Annotated in this window: 15 protein-coding genes; 3 read left to right on the top strand and 12 right to left on the bottom strand. The window is 68.2% G+C overall.

The features are described from left to right. Window positions 1–32: 32 nt before the first annotated feature. The 11 genes from atpD to ABLE93_RS11075 all read right to left on the bottom strand — a co-directional run bounded on the left by atpD (window position 33) and on the right by ABLE93_RS11075 (window position 12514). A complete protein-coding gene (gene atpD, locus ABLE93_RS11125) occupies window positions 33–1469 on the bottom strand; it encodes a F0F1 ATP synthase subunit beta (protein ID WP_348839867.1) in 1437 nt (478 codons plus the stop codon). A gap of 31 nt (window positions 1470–1500) precedes the next feature. Continuing rightward, on the bottom strand, window positions 1501–2376 hold the full coding sequence (locus tag ABLE93_RS11120) for a F0F1 ATP synthase subunit gamma (RefSeq protein ID WP_348839866.1): 876 nt from the start codon (window positions 2374–2376) through the stop codon (window positions 1501–1503). A gap of 38 nt (window positions 2377–2414) precedes the next feature. Continuing rightward, window positions 2415–3944, bottom strand: coding sequence for a F0F1 ATP synthase subunit alpha (atpA, locus tag ABLE93_RS11115; RefSeq protein WP_348839865.1), 1530 nt, complete (start codon window positions 3942–3944; stop codon window positions 2415–2417). Next, on the bottom strand, window positions 3944–4498 hold the full coding sequence (locus ABLE93_RS11110; protein ID WP_348839864.1) for a F0F1 ATP synthase subunit delta: 555 nt from the start codon (window positions 4496–4498) through the stop codon (window positions 3944–3946). The genes atpA and ABLE93_RS11110 overlap by 1 nt, the downstream gene beginning before the upstream one ends. A gap of 234 nt (window positions 4499–4732) precedes the next feature. Next, window positions 4733–5458, bottom strand: coding sequence for an amino acid ABC transporter ATP-binding protein (locus ABLE93_RS11105; protein WP_348839863.1), 726 nt, complete (start codon window positions 5456–5458; stop codon window positions 4733–4735). Next, window positions 5436–6095 (bottom strand): amino acid ABC transporter permease, encoded by a 660-nt coding sequence (locus ABLE93_RS11100; protein ID WP_348839862.1) that lies wholly within the window; start codon window positions 6093–6095, stop codon window positions 5436–5438. The genes ABLE93_RS11105 and ABLE93_RS11100 overlap by 23 nt, the downstream gene beginning before the upstream one ends. Beyond that, the gene (locus ABLE93_RS11095) at window positions 6092–6766 is read right to left on the bottom strand and encodes an amino acid ABC transporter permease (RefSeq protein ID WP_348839861.1); all 675 of its coding nucleotides are present in this window, start codon (window positions 6764–6766) and stop codon (window positions 6092–6094) included. Before ABLE93_RS11095 ends, ABLE93_RS11100 begins: the two co-directional genes overlap by 4 nt. Before the next feature lie 84 nt (window positions 6767–6850). Then, window positions 6851–7648: a transporter substrate-binding domain-containing protein gene (locus ABLE93_RS11090; RefSeq protein ID WP_348839860.1), complete on the bottom strand. Its 798-nt coding sequence runs from the start codon at window positions 7646–7648 to the stop codon at window positions 6851–6853. Between the two features lie 198 nt (window positions 7649–7846). Next, a complete protein-coding gene (locus ABLE93_RS11085) occupies window positions 7847–9196 on the bottom strand; it encodes a S41 family peptidase (RefSeq protein ID WP_348840096.1) in 1350 nt (449 codons plus the stop codon). Continuing rightward, window positions 9193–10557 (bottom strand): murein hydrolase activator EnvC family protein, encoded by a 1365-nt coding sequence (locus ABLE93_RS11080; RefSeq protein ID WP_348839859.1) that lies wholly within the window; start codon window positions 10555–10557, stop codon window positions 9193–9195. The genes ABLE93_RS11085 and ABLE93_RS11080 overlap by 4 nt, the downstream gene beginning before the upstream one ends. A 55-nt stretch (window positions 10558–10612) precedes the next feature. Next, window positions 10613–12514, bottom strand: coding sequence for a M3 family oligoendopeptidase (locus ABLE93_RS11075; RefSeq protein WP_348839858.1), 1902 nt, complete (start codon window positions 12512–12514; stop codon window positions 10613–10615). Between the two features lie 230 nt (window positions 12515–12744). On the opposite strand from ABLE93_RS11075, the gene ABLE93_RS11070 reads away from it, so the two are divergent. The 3 genes from ABLE93_RS11070 (at window position 12745) to mepK (ending at window position 17334) form a co-directional block, all read left to right on the top strand. After that, window positions 12745–13449, top strand: a complete 705-nt coding sequence (locus ABLE93_RS11070; RefSeq protein ID WP_348839857.1) for a response regulator — start codon at window positions 12745–12747, stop codon at window positions 13447–13449. 94 nt (window positions 13450–13543) lie between these two features. Further along, on the top strand, window positions 13544–15469 hold the full coding sequence (locus ABLE93_RS11065; protein WP_348839856.1) for a L,D-transpeptidase family protein: 1926 nt from the start codon (window positions 13544–13546) through the stop codon (window positions 15467–15469). Window positions 15470–15819: 350 nt separating this feature from the next. Further along, window positions 15820–17334 carry a peptidoglycan L,D-endopeptidase MepK gene (gene mepK / locus ABLE93_RS11060; protein ID WP_348839855.1) on the top strand — a complete coding sequence of 505 codons (1515 nt, stop codon included), beginning with the start codon at window positions 15820–15822 and terminating at the stop codon, window positions 17332–17334. A 39-nt stretch (window positions 17335–17373) separates the two neighbouring features. On the opposite strand, the gene ABLE93_RS11055 is transcribed toward mepK, so the two are convergent. Beyond that, window positions 17374–17637 (bottom strand): DUF2312 domain-containing protein, encoded by a 264-nt coding sequence (locus ABLE93_RS11055; protein ID WP_348839854.1) that lies wholly within the window; start codon window positions 17635–17637, stop codon window positions 17374–17376. Between the last annotated feature and the right edge of the window lie 189 nt (window positions 17638–17826).

Raw genomic sequence — 17826 nt, 5'->3', positions numbered from 1 at the left:
TCACCCCGGTCCCATCACGGTTGCTGAAGGGCTCAAGCCGCCTCGGCGGCGAGCTTCTTGCCCTTCTCGATGGCCTCTTCCATGGAACCCACCATGTAGAAGGCCTGTTCCGGCAGATAGTCGTACTTGCCTTCCACCAGGCCCTTGAAGCCGGCGATGGTGTCCTTCAGGTCCACGAGCTTGCCCGGGGAGCCGGTGAACACTTCCGCGACGTGGAAGGGCTGGGACAGGAAGCGCTCGATCTTGCGGGCGCGGGCGACGGTGAGCTTGTCCTCTTCGGAGAGCTCGTCCATGCCCAGGATGGCGATGATGTCCTGGAGCGCCTTGTAGCGCTGCAGGGTCTGCTGCACCTGCCGCGCCACGTTGTAGTGCTCCTCGCCAAGGATGGCGGGGGAGAGCATGCGCGAGGTTGAGTCCAGCGGGTCCACCGCCGGATAGATGCCCTTCTCGGCGATGGAGCGCGAGAGCACGGTGGTCGCGTCGAGATGGGCGAAGGAGGCGGCAGGCGCCGGGTCGGTCAGGTCGTCGGCCGGCACGTAGATGGCCTGCACCGAGGTGATCGAGCCCTTGGTGGTGGTGGTGATGCGTTCCTGCAGGGCGCCCATGTCGGTGGCGAGCGTCGGCTGATAGCCCACCGCCGAGGGAATGCGGCCGAGCAGCGCCGACACTTCCGAGCCGGCCTGGGTGAAGCGGAAGATGTTGTCCACGAAGAAGAGCACGTCCTGGCCCTGGTCGCGGAAGTGCTCGGCGACGGTGAGGCCGGTGAGCGCGACGCGGGCGCGGGCGCCCGGGGGCTCGTTCATCTGGCCGTACACCAGGGCGCACTTGGAACCGGCGGCAGAGCCGTTGTTCTCGTGGGGGTTCTTGTTGACGTTGGACTCGATCATCTCGTGGTAGAGGTCGTTGCCCTCGCGGGTACGCTCGCCCACGCCGGCGAACACGGAATAGCCGCCGTGCGCCTTCGCCACGTTGTTGATGAGCTCCATGATGAGCACGGTCTTGCCCACGCCGGCGCCGCCGAACAGGCCGACCTTGCCGCCCTTGGCGTAGGGCGCGAGGAGGTCCACCACCTTGATGCCGGTGACGAGGATCTCGGCCTCGGTGGCCTGCTCCGCGTAGGAGGGAGCCGGCTGGTGGATGGCGCGGGAGCCTTCGGACTCGATCGGGCCCGCCTCGTCCACCGGCTCGCCGATGACGTTCATGATGCGGCCGAGGGTGCCGGCGCCCACCGGCACCTGGATCGGCGCGCCGGTGTCCGACACCTCCTGGCCGCGCACGAGACCCTCGGTGGCGTCCATGGCGATGGCGCGCACGGTGTTCTCGCCGAGATGCTGGGCCACCTCGAGCACCAGGCGGTTGCCCTGGTTGGTGGTCTCCATCGCGTTGAGGATTTCCGGCAGATGGCCGTCGAACTGCACGTCCACGACGGCGCCGATGACCTGGGTGATGCGTCCGACCTTGTTCGCCATATTCGTCGTCCTCGTGTTCTCGCCCGGGCCCTCAGAGGGCCTCGGCGCCGGAGATGATCTCGATGAGTTCCTTCGTGATCATGGCCTGGCGGGTGCGGTTGTAGGTGAGCGTCTGCTTCTTGATCATGTCGCCCGCGTTGCGGGTGGCGTTGTCCATGGCGCTCATCTGCGCGCCGTAGAAGGACGCCTGATTCTCCAGCAGGGCGCGGAAGATCTGGACCGCGATGTTGCGCGGCAGAAGGTCGGCGAGGATGTCCTCCTCGGCCGGCTCGTATTCATAGACCGGGCCGCCGGCGTCCACATCGCGCGCCTCGAAGACGGCGGGGATGATCTGCTGCGCGGTCGGGACCTGGGAGATGACGCTCTTGAAGTGCGCGTAGAACAGCGTGCACACGTCGAACGCGCCCTTGTCCAGCAGCGCCAGGATCTTGTCGGCGATGGCCGCGGCATCCTTGAAGCTCAGGGTGCGCACGGCGCGCAGGTCCACGAGCTCGATGATGCGGTCCGGGTAGATCCGGCGGAGCTGATCGTAGCCCTTGCGGCCGATGCAGAAGAACTTGACGTCCTTCCCTTCGCCGATGAGCTGCTGCGCCCGCTCGCGGGCGAGGCGGACGATGGAGGTGTTGAAGGCGCCGCACAGGCCGCGCTCGCCGGTGGCCACCAGAAGCAAGTGCTTCTGGCTCGCGCCGGTGCCGGCGATGAGGACCGGCGCCTGGCCGCCGCCAACGATGCCGGCCGCCAGATTGCCCAGCACCGTCTCCATGCGCTCGGCATAGGGACGGGCCGCTTCCGCCGCCATCTGGGCGCGACGCAGCTTCGCCGCGGCGACCATCTGCATCGCCTTGGTGATCTTCTGCGTCGCCTTCACCGAGGCGATGCGGTTTCTCAGGTCTTTCAGGCTCGCCATCGCGCCCGTCCGTCAGGTTCGAGGAACAGGGGCGCCGCTCAGGCGAAGCTCTTGGAGAAGGCGTCGATGGCCTTCGTCAGCTTCTCGGCGGTGTCCTTCGACAGTTCCTTGGAGGTGCGGATGGCGTCCAGGATCTCCGGATGCTGCGAGCGCAGCGCCAGGAGGAGGCCCTGCTCGAACTCGCGCACCTTGCCCACCGGCAGCGGGTCGAGATAGCCGTTGGTGCCGGCGTAGATCACCGCCACCTGCTCCTCAACCTTCAGCGGGGCGAACTGGCTCTGCTTGAGCAGCTCGGTCAGGCGGGCGCCGCGGTTCAGCAGCTTCTGGGTCGCGGCGTCGAGGTCCGAGCCGAACTGGGCGAAGGCCGCCAGCTCGCGATACTGGGCGAGCTCGCCCTTGATCTTGCCGGCCACCTGCTTCATCGCCTTGATCTGGGCCGAGGAGCCCACGCGCGACACCGAGAGGCCGACGTTCACCGCCGGGCGGATGCCCTGGTAGAACAGGTCGGACTCAAGGAAGATCTGGCCGTCGGTGATGGAGATGACGTTGGTCGGGATGTAGGCCGACACGTCGTTCGCCTGGGTCTCGATGACCGGGAGGGCGGTGAGCGAGCCGGCGCCGTGGGCGTCGTTCAGCTTGGCCGCGCGCTCCAGCAGGCGGGAGTGCAGGTAGAACACGTCGCCGGGATACGCCTCGCGGCCCGGCGGGCGGCGCAGCAGCAGCGACATCTGGCGGTAGGCCACGGCCTGCTTGGACAGATCGTCGTGGATGATGAGCGCGTGCATGCCGTTGTCACGGAAATACTCGCCCATGGCGGTGCCGGTGAACGGCGCCAGGAACTGCATCGGCGCGGCGTCCGAGGCGGTGGCGGCGACGACGATGGAATATTCCAGCGCGCCCTGCTCCTCGAGCACCTTCACGAACTGCGCGACAGTGGAGCGCTTCTGGCCCACCGCGACGTAGACGCAGTAGAGCTTGGCCTTCTCGTCGTCGCCCATGTTGATGGGTTTCTGGTTCAGGATGGCGTCGAGCGCCACGGCGGTCTTGCCGGTCTGGCGGTCGCCGATGATGAGCTCGCGCTGGCCGCGGCCGATGGGGATCAGCGCGTCGATGGCCTTGAGGCCGGTCTGCATGGGCTCATGCACGGACTTGCGCGGGATGATGCCCGGGGCCTTCACGTCGACGCGGCGGCGCTCGGTGTACTCGATCGGGCCCTTGCCGTCGATCGGGTTGCCGAGGGCGTCGACGACGCGGCCGAGCAGGCCCTTGCCGACGGGCGCGTCCACGATGGCGCGGGTGCGCTTGACGGTCTGGCCTTCCTTGATCTCGCGGTCGGAGCCGAAGATCACGATACCGACGTTGTCGATTTCGAGGTTCAGCGCCATGCCGCGCGTGCCGTTCTCGAACTCGACCATCTCGCCGGCCTGGACGTTGTCGAGGCCGTAGACGCGGGCGATGCCGTCACCGACGGAGAGAACCTGGCCGACCTCGGAGACCTCGGCCTCCTGGCCAAAGTTCTGGATCTGCTCCTTGAGGATGGCGGAGATTTCAGCGGCTCGAATGTCCATCAGCGGACCTCTTTCATCGCATGCCGGATAGAATTGAGTTTGGTCTTGAGCGAGGCGTCGACCATGCGGGAGCCGAGCTTCACGATGAGACCACCGAGGATGGACGGATCGACGGTGACGTCGAGATTCACGTCCTTGCCGGTCTTTTCGGCCAGCGCTTCCTTGAGCGCGGCATAGTGGGCGTCGCTCAAGGGCGCAGCCACCGTCACTTCAGCCGACGTCTCGCCGCGCTGGTGGGCGACGAGGGCGGCATAGTCCGAAATCATCCCGGGCAGCGCGAAGAGGCGGCGGTTCTGCGCCACCAGCTTCACGAAATTCCCGGCGAGACCTGAAATGCCCATCTGCTCAAGAACGGCGGAGATGGCCTTCAGCTGCTCCTCGGCCGAAAAGACCGGGCTCTTCACCAGCCGCGCCAGATCCGCGCTTTCCGCAATGAGGGCCGACAGCCGGTCGAGCTCCGCCTTCACGGAATCGACGGCGTTGGCCTCGTTCGCCAGTTCGAACAGCGCGGTCGCATAGCGCCCCGCCATGCCTGACACGATCGTATCCGCCACCCCGCACCTCTCTCGGACTTCCAGGGGAAGCGCGCTCCTTGCGTCACCTCGCCCCAAGCCCTTGATCTGTTGGGAATATTATTGTGCGACTTCGCGAGGGGGCTTAACCCGTCCGTTGAAATCCCGGAGTGCCTAACACAGGGAGATCAAGGCGGCAACATGACCGCAGCATGGCGCCTAGGCCGCATTGCCGCACCGCCCACATCTAATACCGCCGCGGCGCAGCGCGAAAGTTCAGCCCTGGCCGAGAAACTGCTTCAGCTCGGGCGTGCGGGGATTGGCGAAAACTTCTTCCGGCGGGCCGATCTCGTGCACCCGGCCGAGGTGCATGAACACCACACGGTCGGAGACCTCGCGGGCGAAGCGCATCTCATGGGTCACCATGAGCAGCGTCATGCCCTGCTCCGCCAGGGACTTCACCACGGCGAGCACCTCGTTCACCAGCTCGGGGTCGAGGGCGGAGGTGATCTCGTCGCAGAGCAGCGCCAGCGGCTTCATGGCGAGCGCACGGGCGATGGCGACGCGCTGCTGCTGGCCGCCGGAGAGTTGGTCGGGATAGGCGTCGAACTTGTGGGCGAGGCCCACCTGCTCGAGCCGGGCGCGGGCCTCCGCCTCCGCCTCCTTCTGCGACACCTTCTTCACCACCATGGGCGAGAGCATCACGTTGCGCCCGGCGGTGAGGTGGGGGAACAGGTTGAAGCCCTGGAAGATCATGCCGACCTTCAGCCGCAGCGCGCGCAGATGGATCTCGTCCGGCAGCAGCTGGGCACCGGCGACAGTGATGGAGCCGTCGTTGATGGTCTCCAGCCCGTTGATGCAGCGCAGCAGGGTGGATTTGCCCGACCCCGACTTGCCGATGATGGCGATGACCTCGCCTTGGGCGACGTCGAGGTTGATTCCCTTCAGCACCTCGTTGGTGCCGAAGCTCTTCCTGACCTCAGTGATGGTGATGAGCGACATTCAGCTTCCTTTCGAGAAGCTGGCTGCTCTTCGACAGAGGCCAGCACAGCGCGAAATAGATGAGGGCGGCGAAGCCGTAGACGGTGAACGGCTCGAACGTCGCGTTGGTGATGATGGTGGAGGCCTTGGAGAGCTCCACGAAGCCGATGATGGAGGTGAGTGCCGTGCCCTTCACCACCTGCACCGAGAAGCCCACCGTCGGTGGAACGGCGATGCGCATGGCCTGGGGCAGGATGACGTACCGCAACTGCTCCACGAAGGTCATGGCGAGGGAGGTGGAAGCCTCCCACTGGCCCTTGGGGATCGACTCCACGCAGCCGCGCCAGATCTCCGCCAGGAAGGCCGAGGACCACAGGGTGAGGGAGACGAAGGCCGCCGCCCAGGGCGACACGTCGATGCCGAGCAGCGGCAGGCCGAAGAAGATCAGGAACAGCTGCATCAGCAGCGGCGTGCCCTGGAACAGCTCGATATAGAGCGCCGCCGCGCGCTGGAGCCAGGGCTTGCGGGCGATCCGGCAGTAGAGCACCAGCAGCCCGACGATGCCACCGCCGACGAAGGCGACGATGGAGAGCAGCACCGTCCAGCGGGCCGCCAGCAGCAGGTTGGAGACGATGTCCCAGGTGGAAAATTGCGTCATGCCGCCGACCTCCGCCGGGGAAACAGGATCATCCCGAGGCCGCGCATGAGCTGGCGCAGCAGCACCGCGAGCACCAGGTAGAGCACGGTCGCGACGATATAGGCCTCGAAGGCGCGGAAGGTGCGCGACTGGATGTAGTTGGCGGCGAAGGTAAGCTCCTCCACCGAGATCTGCGAGCACACCGCCGAGCCGAACATGACGATGACCATCTGCGAGGTCAGCGCCGGCCAGATCTTCTGCAGCGCCGGCACCAGCACCACGTGGCGGAAGGTCTGGATGGGGCTCATGGCGAGGCTCGCCCCGGCCTCGAACTGGCCGCGCGGCGTCGCCTCGATGCCGGCGCGGATGATCTCGCAGGCGTAGGCGCCGAGATTGATCACCATGGCGAGGATCGCCGCCTGCGTCTCGGTGAGCCCCACGCCGATCGCCGGCAGGCCGAAGAAGATGAAGAACAGCTGGATCAGGAACGGCGTGTTGCGGATGAGCTCCACATAGGCCGACACGATCGGCTTGAGCCAGCGCGGCCCCAGCGCCTTGGCCCAGGCGCAGGCGATGCCGACACCGGTGCCGATCGCCCCGCCGACGACGATCAGCTCAACCGTGATGGCGACGCCTTTCACGATCACCGGACCGTAGTCGGCGAGGGACGAGAAGTCGAAGCTGTAGGCCATGTGCCGCTGGTCCCCCCAAGGCTCGCGCCTTCTTCACCGGCGCCCCTCTCCTGCGGGGGAGAGGGAAACGCGACCCTCCGGCCCTCAGAGGTCCTTCGGCAGCGGCGCGCCGAGCCACTTCTCGGAGATCTTCTCCAGCGATCCGTCGGCCTTCGCCGCGGCGATGATGGCGTTGACCTTCTGCAGAAGCTTCGGTTCGTCCTTGTTGAGGCCGACGAAGCAGGGCGAGTTCTTGATGAGCACCTTCACCATCGGCTTCTTCGGCGGGTTGCGCGCAAGGATGGCGGCAGCCACCACGTTCCCGGTCGCCACCACCTTCACCTGGCCTGAGAGGAAGGCCGCGATGGTGGAATTGTTGTCCTCGTAGCGCTTGATCTCGGCGCTGGGCGGGGCGACCTTGGTGAGCTCCAGATCCTCCACGGAGCCGCGGGTGACACCCACCGTCATGCCGGCGATGTCCTCCACCTTCTCCACCTTCACGTCGGCCGGGCCGAAGATGCCGTTGAAGAAGGGCGCATAGGCCACCGAGAAGTCGATGACCTTCTCGCGGTCCGGGTTCTTGCCCAGGCTGGAGATGACGAGGTCGACCTTCTTGGTCTGCAGGTAGGGGATGCGGTTGGCGCTGGTTACGGGCACCAGCTCGGCCTTCACGCCGAGGCCCTTGGCGATGAGGTTCGCCATGTCGATGTCATAGCCCACCGGCGTGAGATCGGTGCCGACGGAGCCGAAGGGCGGAAAGTCCTGCGGCACGGCGATCTTGATGACGCCGGCCTTCATGATGTCGTCGAGCGCTTCCGCAGCGGCCGGGGCCGCCGACAGGGTCAGGGCCAGGGAGCCGGCGAAAAGAGCGCCGGCGATGAAAGATCTGCGGTTGGCCTGCATGGCGGGCGGATGCTCCTGAAAAGACGCGCGATGCGCGGCTGGGACGGAGCAAGGCGTATGCCACCTGAGGCGCAACCGGGCCGGGCGCCACAGCCAAGGCGGGAGCGCAAAAACAAAAGCCCCGCCCGGGCATCCGGACGGGGCTTTTTGCCTAAATCGTGGGCAGGAGCGCGGCGATCAGGCGGCGCCCTGTGCCCGTCAGTTGGCCTGGGAGGCCTTGTTCGGCGTCGCCGGGAAGGCGGCGTTCTTCACGGTGCCCTTCATCAGCTCGACCGCGAGCTTCAGCTGGGTGTCGTCCTTCGGATCCGGCGGGACGTAGGACGGCGAGCCGGTGGCCTCGTCCTCGCCGTTCTTCAGGTGGCCCTTCAGCGAGGCTTCGCCGCGGGTGGTGTCAGCGTTGGCGCCGAGCTTCTGCTTCATCTCGTCCGGCAGGTCCTGCACCAGGACGATGTCGGGCTCGATGCCCTTGGCCTGGATGGAGCGGCCCGACGGGGTGTAGTAGCGCGCGGTGGTGAGCCGCAGGGCGCCCTGCTGGCCGAGCGGGATGATGGTCTGCACCGAGGCCTTGCCGAAGGTGCGCGAGCCGAGCACGGTCGCGCGCTTGTGGTCCTGCAGCGCGCCGGCGACGATCTCCGAAGCGGAGGCGGAGCCGCCGTTGACCATCACGATCACCGGGCGGCCCTTGGTGAGGTCGCCGCCGCGGGCGTTGAAGCGCTGGGTTTCCTCGGCGTTCCGGCCGCGGGTGGAAACGATCTCGCCGCGGTCGAGGAAGGCGTCGGACACCGCCACCGCTTGGTCGAGCAGGCCGCCGGGGTTGTTCCGCAGGTCGAGAATGTAGCCCTTGATCTTGTCCGGCCCGATCTTCGCGGTCAGATCGTCGATGGCCTTCTTCAAGCCCTCGTAGGTCTGCTCGTTGGTGAAGGAGTTCAGGCGGATATAGGCGATGTCGTCGGCCTCGATGCGCGAGCGCACCGTCTGGATCTTGATGGTGTCGCGCACCAGCTTGATCTCAATGGGCTTCTCGACGCCCTTGCGCAGGATGGTCAGGGTGATCGGGGTGTTCACCGCCCCGCGCATCTTGTCCACCGCCTCGTTCAGGGTGAGGCCCTGGACCTGGTCGTTGTCGAGCTTGGTGATGAGGTCGCCCGAGAGCACGCCGGCGCGGCTCGCCGGGGTGTCCTCCATGGGGGTCACCACCTTGACGAGGCCATCCTCCATGATGACCTCGATGCCGAGGCCGCCGAACTCGCCGCGGGTCTGCACCTGCATGTCGCGGTGGTTCTTCGCGTCCATGTAGGAGGAATGCGGGTCGAGCGACTGGAGCATGCCGTTGATGGCCGACTCGATCAGCTTGGCGTCGTCCGGCTTCTCCACATAGTCCGAGCGCACGCGCTCGAAGATGTCGCCGAACAGGTTGAGCTGACGATAGGTATCCGACGACGCGGCTTCAGCCGCGGTGCCGAGGAACGCGCGGGGCTGCACTGCTGCAACAGCCACAAGGGCGCCAGCCGCTACGCCGAAAAGAAAGAGAGACGTCCGACGCATTATCCACGTACCTTCTGACTGTCCGTTGCCGCCCACCATGGCGTGGGGTCGATGGAGATCCCGTCTTTGCGGAACTCGACATACAATTGGGGCTGTCCCGTGGCCGAAACCGATACGGGGACTGCGGCCGGGCCACGTGCGGGGGCCTGAGCCCCATTCGTCGCCGCGGTGCGGGACAGGCCGCCCATCACCCCCACCGGCTCGCCCGCCAGGACGAACTGGCCGAGGTCGACGGTGATCCGTTCCATGCCTGCCATCAGGATATGGTATCCGCCGCCCGCGTTGATGATCAAGAGTTGTCCGTAGCTGCGAAACGGCCCGGCATAGACCACCCAGCCGTCGGCTGGGGCGCTGACCGGGGCGCCGGAGCGGGTGGCGATGGTCAATCCCTTCTCCGCGCCGCCGACGCTGTCTGACGCACCGAAATTCCGCAACGTCACGCCGGCGACAGGCAATGGCAGCAAGCCCTTAGCCTGGGCGAAGGCGATGGCCGGGGTCAGCCGGGCGGGGTCCTTGAGGGCGGTGAGGTCGGGCCGCCCCGGCTCGGCGGGCCGGGTTACCGCCTGCGCGGCGTCGGCGGCGCGGGCAGCGGGACCCACCTCCTGCTCCAGCCTCGTCACGAGATCGTGCACGTCCGAGGTGGAGCGGGCGACGCTGTCGGCCTGCGCCTTCTCCCCGGCCGCCACCGGATGCTCCTCGGCCTGCCGGCGCTGGCGCTCGCCCACCAGAGCCGCAAGCCGGCGGCTGTCCTCATCCAGTGCGGTACGCAGGCCGGTGAGGCTGTCGCGCGCGGAACCGAGCTCGGCCCGCACCCGCGACTGTTCGGCGAGATCGGCGGCCAGCGTCTCCGCTTCCACCCTCAGCTCGGGCAGGAGCGCGCCGAGCAGGATGGCCGAGCGGACGGCGTCGAGGGCATCGTCGGGACGCATGACGATGGCCGGCGGCGGCTCGCGGCCCATGCGCATCAGCGCGGCCAGAACCTGGGCGAGAACCCCGCGGCGCTTGGCGAGCGAGGCGGACAGGTCGGCGGCGGAGCGGTCGAGCACGGCGATACGGCCCTCCACGTCGATCAGCTGCTGCTCCACGGCGCGGGTGCGGGCGGCGCTCTCCAGCAGCAGCTGGTTGAGCCGGGCGCGGTCGCCCTTCGCCGCCTCCAGATCGGCGCGCAGGCGGCGCTGGGCCTCCTCGGTGCCCTTCACGTCGGACTTCAGGGCGTCGGTGTCTATGCCGCTGCGGTTGGGCGCCGGCGGCGGCAAAGGCGCGGACGGCGCGGGCTGCGCCGCGACGCGCCCCATGGGCACCGCCCCGCCAAAGGCGAGGGCGGCGGCGAGGGAGGCGAGGATCAGTGCGGCCCGTGGGGACATGAACCGATCCTCAAGGAACAGGGTTGAGGAGTGGTAAAGCCGCGCTTGGCGCCGCTCAGCCTTCCATGCCCTCCAGCTCGGTGATCATGCCATCGATGAGCGAGAGGCCGGTCTGCCAGAAGGCCGGATCCCGCGCGTCGAGGCCGAACGGGGCGAGCAGTTCCGAATGGTGCTTGGTGCCGCCCGCCGCCAGCATGTCGAGATAACGCTCGGCGAAGCCGTCGGCCGCGTGCTCATACACCGCGTAGAGCGAGTTCACGAGGCAATCGCCGAAGGCATAAGCGTAGACGTAGAAGGGCGAGTGGATGAAGTGCGGGATGTAGGTCCAGAAGGTCTCGTAGCCCGCGCCCAGGTGGATGGCCGGACCGAGGCTTTCGCTCTGCACGTTCATCCAGATGTCGCCGATCTTGTCGGCGGTCAGTTCGCCCTGCCGGCGCTCGGTGTGGACGTGGCGCTCGAAAGTGTAGAAGGCGGTCTGGCGGACCACCGTGTTGATCATGTCCTCCACCTTCTGGGCGAGCATGATCCGGCGGGCGCGCGGACTCTCCGCCGCGTTGAGGAGGCGGCGGAAGGTCAGCATCTCGCCGAACACCGATGCGGTCTCGGCCAGCGTCAGCGGGGTCGGCGCCATGAGCGCGCCCTGACGGGCGGCGAGCACCTGGTGGACGCCATGCCCGAGCTCGTGGGCGAGGGTCATCACGTCACGCGGCTTGCCCTGGTAGTTGAGCAGCACGTACGGATGGGCCGAGGGCACGGTGGGATGGGCGAAGGCCCCCGGCGACTTGCCCGGGCGCACCGGCGCGTCGATCCACGACTTGTCGAAGAAGGTCCGGGCGATGTCCGCCATGCGCGGCGAGAAGGCGCCGTAGGCGGAGAGCACGGTCTCGCGCGCCTCGCCCCAGCCGATGTCGCGGCTCTCCACCTTGGGCAGCGGGGCGTTGCGGTCCCAGAACTCCAGCCGCTCCTTGCCGAACCAGCGGGCCTTGAGCGCGTAATAGCGATGGGAGAGGCGGGGGTAGGCCTCGCGGATCGCCTGCACCATGGCGTCCACCACCTCCTGCTCCACCCGGTTTGACAGGTGGCGGGCGGAGGCGACGTCCGGGAAGCCGCGCCAGCGGTCGGAAATCTCCTTGTCCTTCGCCAGCGTGTTGGTGATGAGCGTGAACAGCCGCAGGTTCTTGCCGAAGGTGTCGGCAAGGGCGAGGCCGGCGGTGCGGCGCACCTCCTCCTTCGGGTCCTGCATGAGGTTCAGCGTTGGCTCGATGGCCAGCTCCTGCCCGTCCACGGTGAAGCGCAGGGAGGAGATGGTCTCGTCGAACAGCCGGCTCCAGGCGCTGCGCGAGGGGCTCGACTTCTCGTGGAACAGCTGCTCGATCTTGTCGTCGAGCTGGTAGGGCTTGTCCTTCCTCAGATCCTCGATCCACGGGCGGTAATAGCCGAGCGCCGGGTCGGCCATGGCGGACTCCAGCGCCCGGTCCTCCAGCCGGTTCAGCTCCAGCGTGAAGAACAGGAGATGGGTGGAGGCGTCGGTGAGGCGCTCCTGGATGTCGCCGTAGAACTTGGCGCGGGCGGGATCGGAGGTGTCGCCGGCATAGATCAGGCTGCCGTAGGAGGCGATGCGGCCGATGAGGTCGTCCAGCGCCTCGTAGCGCTGCACGGCGGCCGCCAGCGCGGCGCCGGCCCCGGACGCGGCCACCATGTCTGCGAGCTTGCCCTTGTAGGTCTCCTCGAACGCCTTGCACTCGGCGTCGGTGCGTTCCAGGTCGGCGGCGAGCGCGGGCGAATCCATTCCGGAATAGAGGTCGGCCAGATTCCATTCGGGCAGGCGCTCGGGCGTGGCGGTGGCCTCCGCGACGGCGGTCTGGGCAGCATGACGGGCGGCGGCGAAGGCGCTTTCGAAATCGTGCGAACGGACGGCCGGGACGTGACCGGTGGAGCCGGTGAAAGGATGAAACATGAAACCTCCGCAAACGGGGCGGCGCCGGGCTTTGGCCTTCCGCGCCGATGTCGACGGACAAAATCACCCCAATGGCCGCGCGCCGCAAGCCGGCCGGGATATCGCGCCGTCCAGACCCGGACGGAAGGCGCCTTCCACCTGACCCGAAACGGGACGGCCATCAGGTCTTCTTAACCATCACCGGCGAAGCTCGCGGCGAATCTCCTGCCGCACCGAGTCGCCATCCCCTCATGATTCACTCCCTGCTGCTCGTCGAGGACGACCCGGACGAGGCACGCCGCCTCGATGCCGCCCTTACCCGCCTCGGCTACCATTGCGTCTGCGCGCCCAACGGCGACGCTGCCCTCGCTCTTATGGTGCAGACCCGTTTCGACGTGGTGCTTTTGGATCTTGTCCTGCCCGAGCTGGACGGCATGGGCGTGCTCGCGGCCATGGCGGCGCGGGGCATTGCGACGCCGGTGGTGGTGCAGGTCACGGCCGCGGGCCTCGATGGCGCCGCCGGCGCGCTCGGTGCCGGGGCGCGGGATTTCGTGGTGAAGCCCGCCGGGGCGCTGCGCCTCCAGGTGGCTCTCGCCAATGCGATCGCGCTCGGCCGCATACGGCCGGCCCTCGCGCCGTCGTCCGGCGGTGGAAATGTGGTCGCCTTTCCCGCAGCTCCCGCGCAGCGCGAGGTGCAGGCGGAGGCGGAGGCAAGCGATGCCGCAACCGTGATGCGGCTCGACGCCGGCGGCCACAGCCGGCGGCTCGACCAGATCGAGGCCGAAGCCATCCGCTTCGCCTGCCACCTCTACGGCGGCCGCATGGCCGAGGTGGCGCGCCGTCTGGGCATCGGCCGTTCGACCCTTTACCGAAAATTGGCCGAGATGGAATCGGCTGCGGTAGAGGGGAACCATCCGTTGGAACCGTCAGCGGCACAATTTGTTGCTGCCGAGTAACTCGGGTTCAAAAAGCCTGATTCCGCTCAAGCTTGTGAGTTGATCCGCCGGCCGCGGCACGGCACGACAGGCGGGTTGAGGTGAGGAGAGGACCATGCGGTTGGCGCGTCGAGACGATACGGTTGCCGGCACGCTGTGCCGGTTGATGGGCGCCGGACTTCTGGGCTTCTCCCTGGCCGCCGCGCCAGCCCTCGCCGCCGGCCAGGCCGACGCGCCCGTCACCAGCAATGCGGGCATGGGCACAGGCGATACCGGCTCAACCTCTGTTCCCCTCACCACCCCCCTGCCGCCCGTCGCGCCGCGCGCCCCGGCCGCGGCGCCCGCACCAATTCGTGGTGGCGTGGACGCGGCGGGCGATGGTCCCGGCGCGCCTGCCCATGCCGAGACGCCGGCCCCATCCGCTCCCCCGTCCCAGGCCGGCGCCCCTGCGGCCCCCGCCTCCAGCCCAGCCCCGGCTCAGGCCTCGACGCCGCCCACCTCCGCTCCGGCGGCGGTTGCCGCCGATCCGCTGGCGCCCGTGGGCGACGCCATCGCCACCCTCCTGACGACACCGGAAACGCTGACCAATTCCAAGAAGGAGCAGGAGGCGCTGGTCGCCTTCTACGGCGCACGTCAGAACCTGCCCGTCTTCGTCTCTGCCACCGGCCTTGACGCCCGCGGCAAGGCGGTGATCGCCCGTCTCGGCGCAGCCGGCGAGGACGGCCTGGACCCGACCGACTATGCGGTGCCCGCGCTGAAGGCCGGCGCCGGCCCTGCCGACCTCGCCCGCACCGAAATGCGCATCGCGCTCGCGGCCATGACCTATGCGCGCCACGCCCAGTCCGGCCGTTTCGATCCCGGCCGCATCTCAGCGCTGGTGACCCCGGTGCGCGAGATTCCCGATCCGGCCGCCATCCTCGCCAAGGTGGGCTATGCGGCGGACGCCAACGCGGCGCTCGCCGGCTTTAACCCGCCCCACGCCGGCTACAAGGCCCTGAAAGCGCAGCTCGCCCGCGCCAACGGCCAGGCGCCTGCCGTCGCCGCCATTCCGGCCGGTCCCCAGATCAAGCCCGGCGCCAGCGATCCGCGCATCCCCGCCCTGCGTGCCCGCCTCGGCATCACCGGCGCCTCGGACAGCGACCTCGTCTATGACCCGCGGCTGGTCGAGGCGGTGAAGGCCTTCCAGGACTCTTCCAAGGTGAAGGCCACGGGGATCATCGGGCCCTCCACCCTCGCCGCCCTGAACGCCGGCGCCACGCCGGGCGGCGGCAACCTGAAGAACGACGTGATCGCCAATATGGAGCGCTGGCGCTGGCTGCCGCGCGACCTCGGCGAGAAGCATGTCTTCGTGAACATTCCCGAGTACATGGTGCGGATCTATCAGGACGACCGGCAGATCCACGAGACCCGCGTGGTCGTGGGCAAGCCGGACACCCCGACCCCGCTGCTGACCCGCGACATGGTCTACATCGTGGTGAACCCGGCCTGGAACATCCCGCCCAGCATCGCCCGCAACGAGATGATGCCCCTGTTGCGCAGCGATCCGGGCGCGCTGGCGCGGCGCGGCATCCGCGTCGTGTCCAATGGCTCGGGCGGATATTCCTTCCGCCAGGACCCGGGCGAGCGCAACGCGCTCGGGCGCATCAAGTTCATGTTCCCCAACGACCACTCGGTCTATCTGCATGACACGCCGTCCAAGGCGCTGTTCCAGAACGACCGGCGCGCCTACAGCCACGGCTGCGTGCGAGTCTATGAGCCGCTGAAGTTCGGCGAGGTGATCTTCAACATGGGCCTGCCGGGCGACAACTGGACCGAGCAGCGCATCTCCAAGCTGTTCGGCGGCTCGGAGCGCTATGTGAACCTGAAGCAGCGCTTCCCCGTGCACATCGTGTATTTCAACGCCGTGGTGGACCCCACGGGCCGCCTGGTGATGCGCGAGGACATCTACGGCATCAATGCCGAGACCAAGGCGCAGCTGGGGCTCGACGGCAAGCAGCGAATCGCCGACGGCTCCCCCAAGAGCGCACCTCGCGCCCGCTGAGGCAACACGGCAGCGCCCCAGCAGGGCGCTGCCGTAATTTCAATGACTTAGAATCCGCGCCGCGCGTCATCTGCGGCGTCACGCCGCGATCCATGCGCACTTTCCACAGCCGGCAGCGCCTTGCCTGATGCACCTTGGCCACAGGCACGAGCAAGCTCCGGCACGTTTTTGCCACACTCCCCGGCTAATCACGGGACCGTGACCTGAAAGCGGGAACAAACCCCGCCCAAGGGATCAGGGGGAGCTGGGTGTCAACGCACCCTTAACCGAACCCGACAAGACTCCGTCTCCATCGCTTCGCGGCAACACCGTCGCGAGGTCCTTGAAATCTGAGCCTCGGGTTCGCGACATTGCCCATCCGCACCGCGCTTCAAACCGTCCGATCCCTGCGCCGCTTCTGCCGGCGCGGCGCGGAACTGCCGGCACTGCGGGCCGTCGCCATCGGTACCACCCTGGTCCTAGCCGGCACCACTTCGCTGCAGAATGCGGTCGCCAACGGCGACACCCGCACCATCACCCTGCACCACACCCATTCCGGCGAGAGCGGCAGCTTCACCTTCAAGAAGAACGGCCGCTACGATCCTCAGGGCCTCGCCGAGCTGAACCATTTCCTGCGCGACTGGCGCAACCAGAAGTCCACCGAGATGGACCCCCAGCTGTTCGACATCGTCTGGGAGGTGTATCGCGAGGTCGACGCCACCGCGCCGATCCAGATCGTCTCGTCCTATCGTTCGCCCGAGACCAATTCCATGCTGCGCGCCCGCTCCAGCGGCGTCGCGAAGTTTTCCCAGCACATGCTGGGCAAGGCCATGGATTTCTACATTCCCGGGGTAAACTTGGCCGACCTGCGCGCCGCCGGCCTGCGGCTCCAGCGCGGCGGCGTCGGCTTCTATCCGACCTCCGGCTCGCCCTTCGTCCACATGGACACGGGCAGCATCCGCCACTGGCCGCGCATGAGCCACGACCAGCTGGCCCGCGTCTTCCCCGACGGCAAGACCGTCCACGTGCCCTCCGACGGGCGCCCCCTCTCCAACTACAACGCCGCGCTCGCCGAGGTTCAGGCCCGCGGCTCCAAGCCCGGCGTCGCCGTGGCCGACGGCGGCAAGGGCGTGAAGACCTTCTTCGCCGGCCTCTTCGGAAAGAAGGACGCGGACGACGACGAGGGCAGCGAGAGCCCCGCTACCGCGGCCTCAACTCCCGCCGCGCCTGCCTCCGGCGATGCCGCCCGCGCGGTGCGCACCGCGTCGGCGGCGGCCATGCCCATCCCGCCCGCGCGGCCGGCCGAGCTGATGGCCGGCGCGATGGTCACCGCCCAGGCCACGCGCGGCGGCCTTGTGCCGCCGCTCGGCGCGCCCCTGCCGCTGCCCCGCCCGGCCGACGTCGGCACCCGCGTTGCCAGCCTCGCGCCCCAGGCGCCCGCCGCGCCGCTGCCGTCCCTCATCACCACCGGCACCGAGACGGGCATCGCCGCGCCGAGCCTCTCCTATGCGTCGGAAGGCCCCCTCGCCCAGCAGCGCAGCACGCTCACCGGCGGGCTGATGGGTCAGGGCGCGGCCCCGGCTCCGGTGCAGACGCACATGGCGGCAGCCACCACACCCAACGCCGGCGCGCGCCAGCGCAAGCTGTCCGAAATCGCGTTCGGCCGGCTGTTCCTGTCGCCCAGCCTGTCCCACGAGCTTTATCTGCGGGTGCCGGAGATGCGCCAGCTGGCGGTATTCATGGCCCCGCCGCGCGAGGTGGTCGCCGCCGCCTTCTCGCGGGACGGCTCCTTCGGCCTGAAGTCGCGGTTCGGCGGCACCGCCGTCGCCGACCTGCCGACCTACGTCTTCCGCGCTCCGCCGGTGGCCTACACCCAGCGCATGTGAGCCCCGCCACCGGGGCCGGCGGGCGATCGCCCGCCACGCTCAGACGTGGATGCCCAAAGCCTGCATATAGAGATCGACGATGGCCTCGTGCTCCTTGCGCTCGTCGGCATCCTCCTTGCGGATCTTCAGGATGGTGCGCAGCGCCTTCACGTCGAACCCGTTGGCCTTGGCCTCCGCGAACACGTCCTTGATATCGTCGGCGATGGCCTTCTTCTCTTCCTCGAGCCGCTCGATGCGCTCAATGAAGGACTTCAGCTGTTCCTTGGCAAAGCCCGCGGGGGCATCCGACACGTCCTCAGCCACCTGGCCGGTCTCCTTGAATTCTGGCGCGCCCCGGACGGAGCCGGGCCGCCCCGGTCATGCGCCTGCTTCGGCGCGGTGCGACGGGTGGGGCCTCCACGGCCCCGGAGCGAACGCTGATAGAGGCGGCCCGGGCGCCCCGCGTCAAGGATGCGTCCCCGCTTTCCACCCCTGCCGCGAGGCTGCGGGGCT

The sequence above is a fragment of the Xanthobacter pollutisoli genome (assembly GCF_040044995.1).
Lineage (GTDB): Bacteria > Pseudomonadota > Alphaproteobacteria > Rhizobiales > Xanthobacteraceae > Xanthobacter.
The sequence above is the reverse complement of the archived record's forward strand: the minus strand, read 5'-3'. Positions and strand labels throughout refer to the sequence as shown.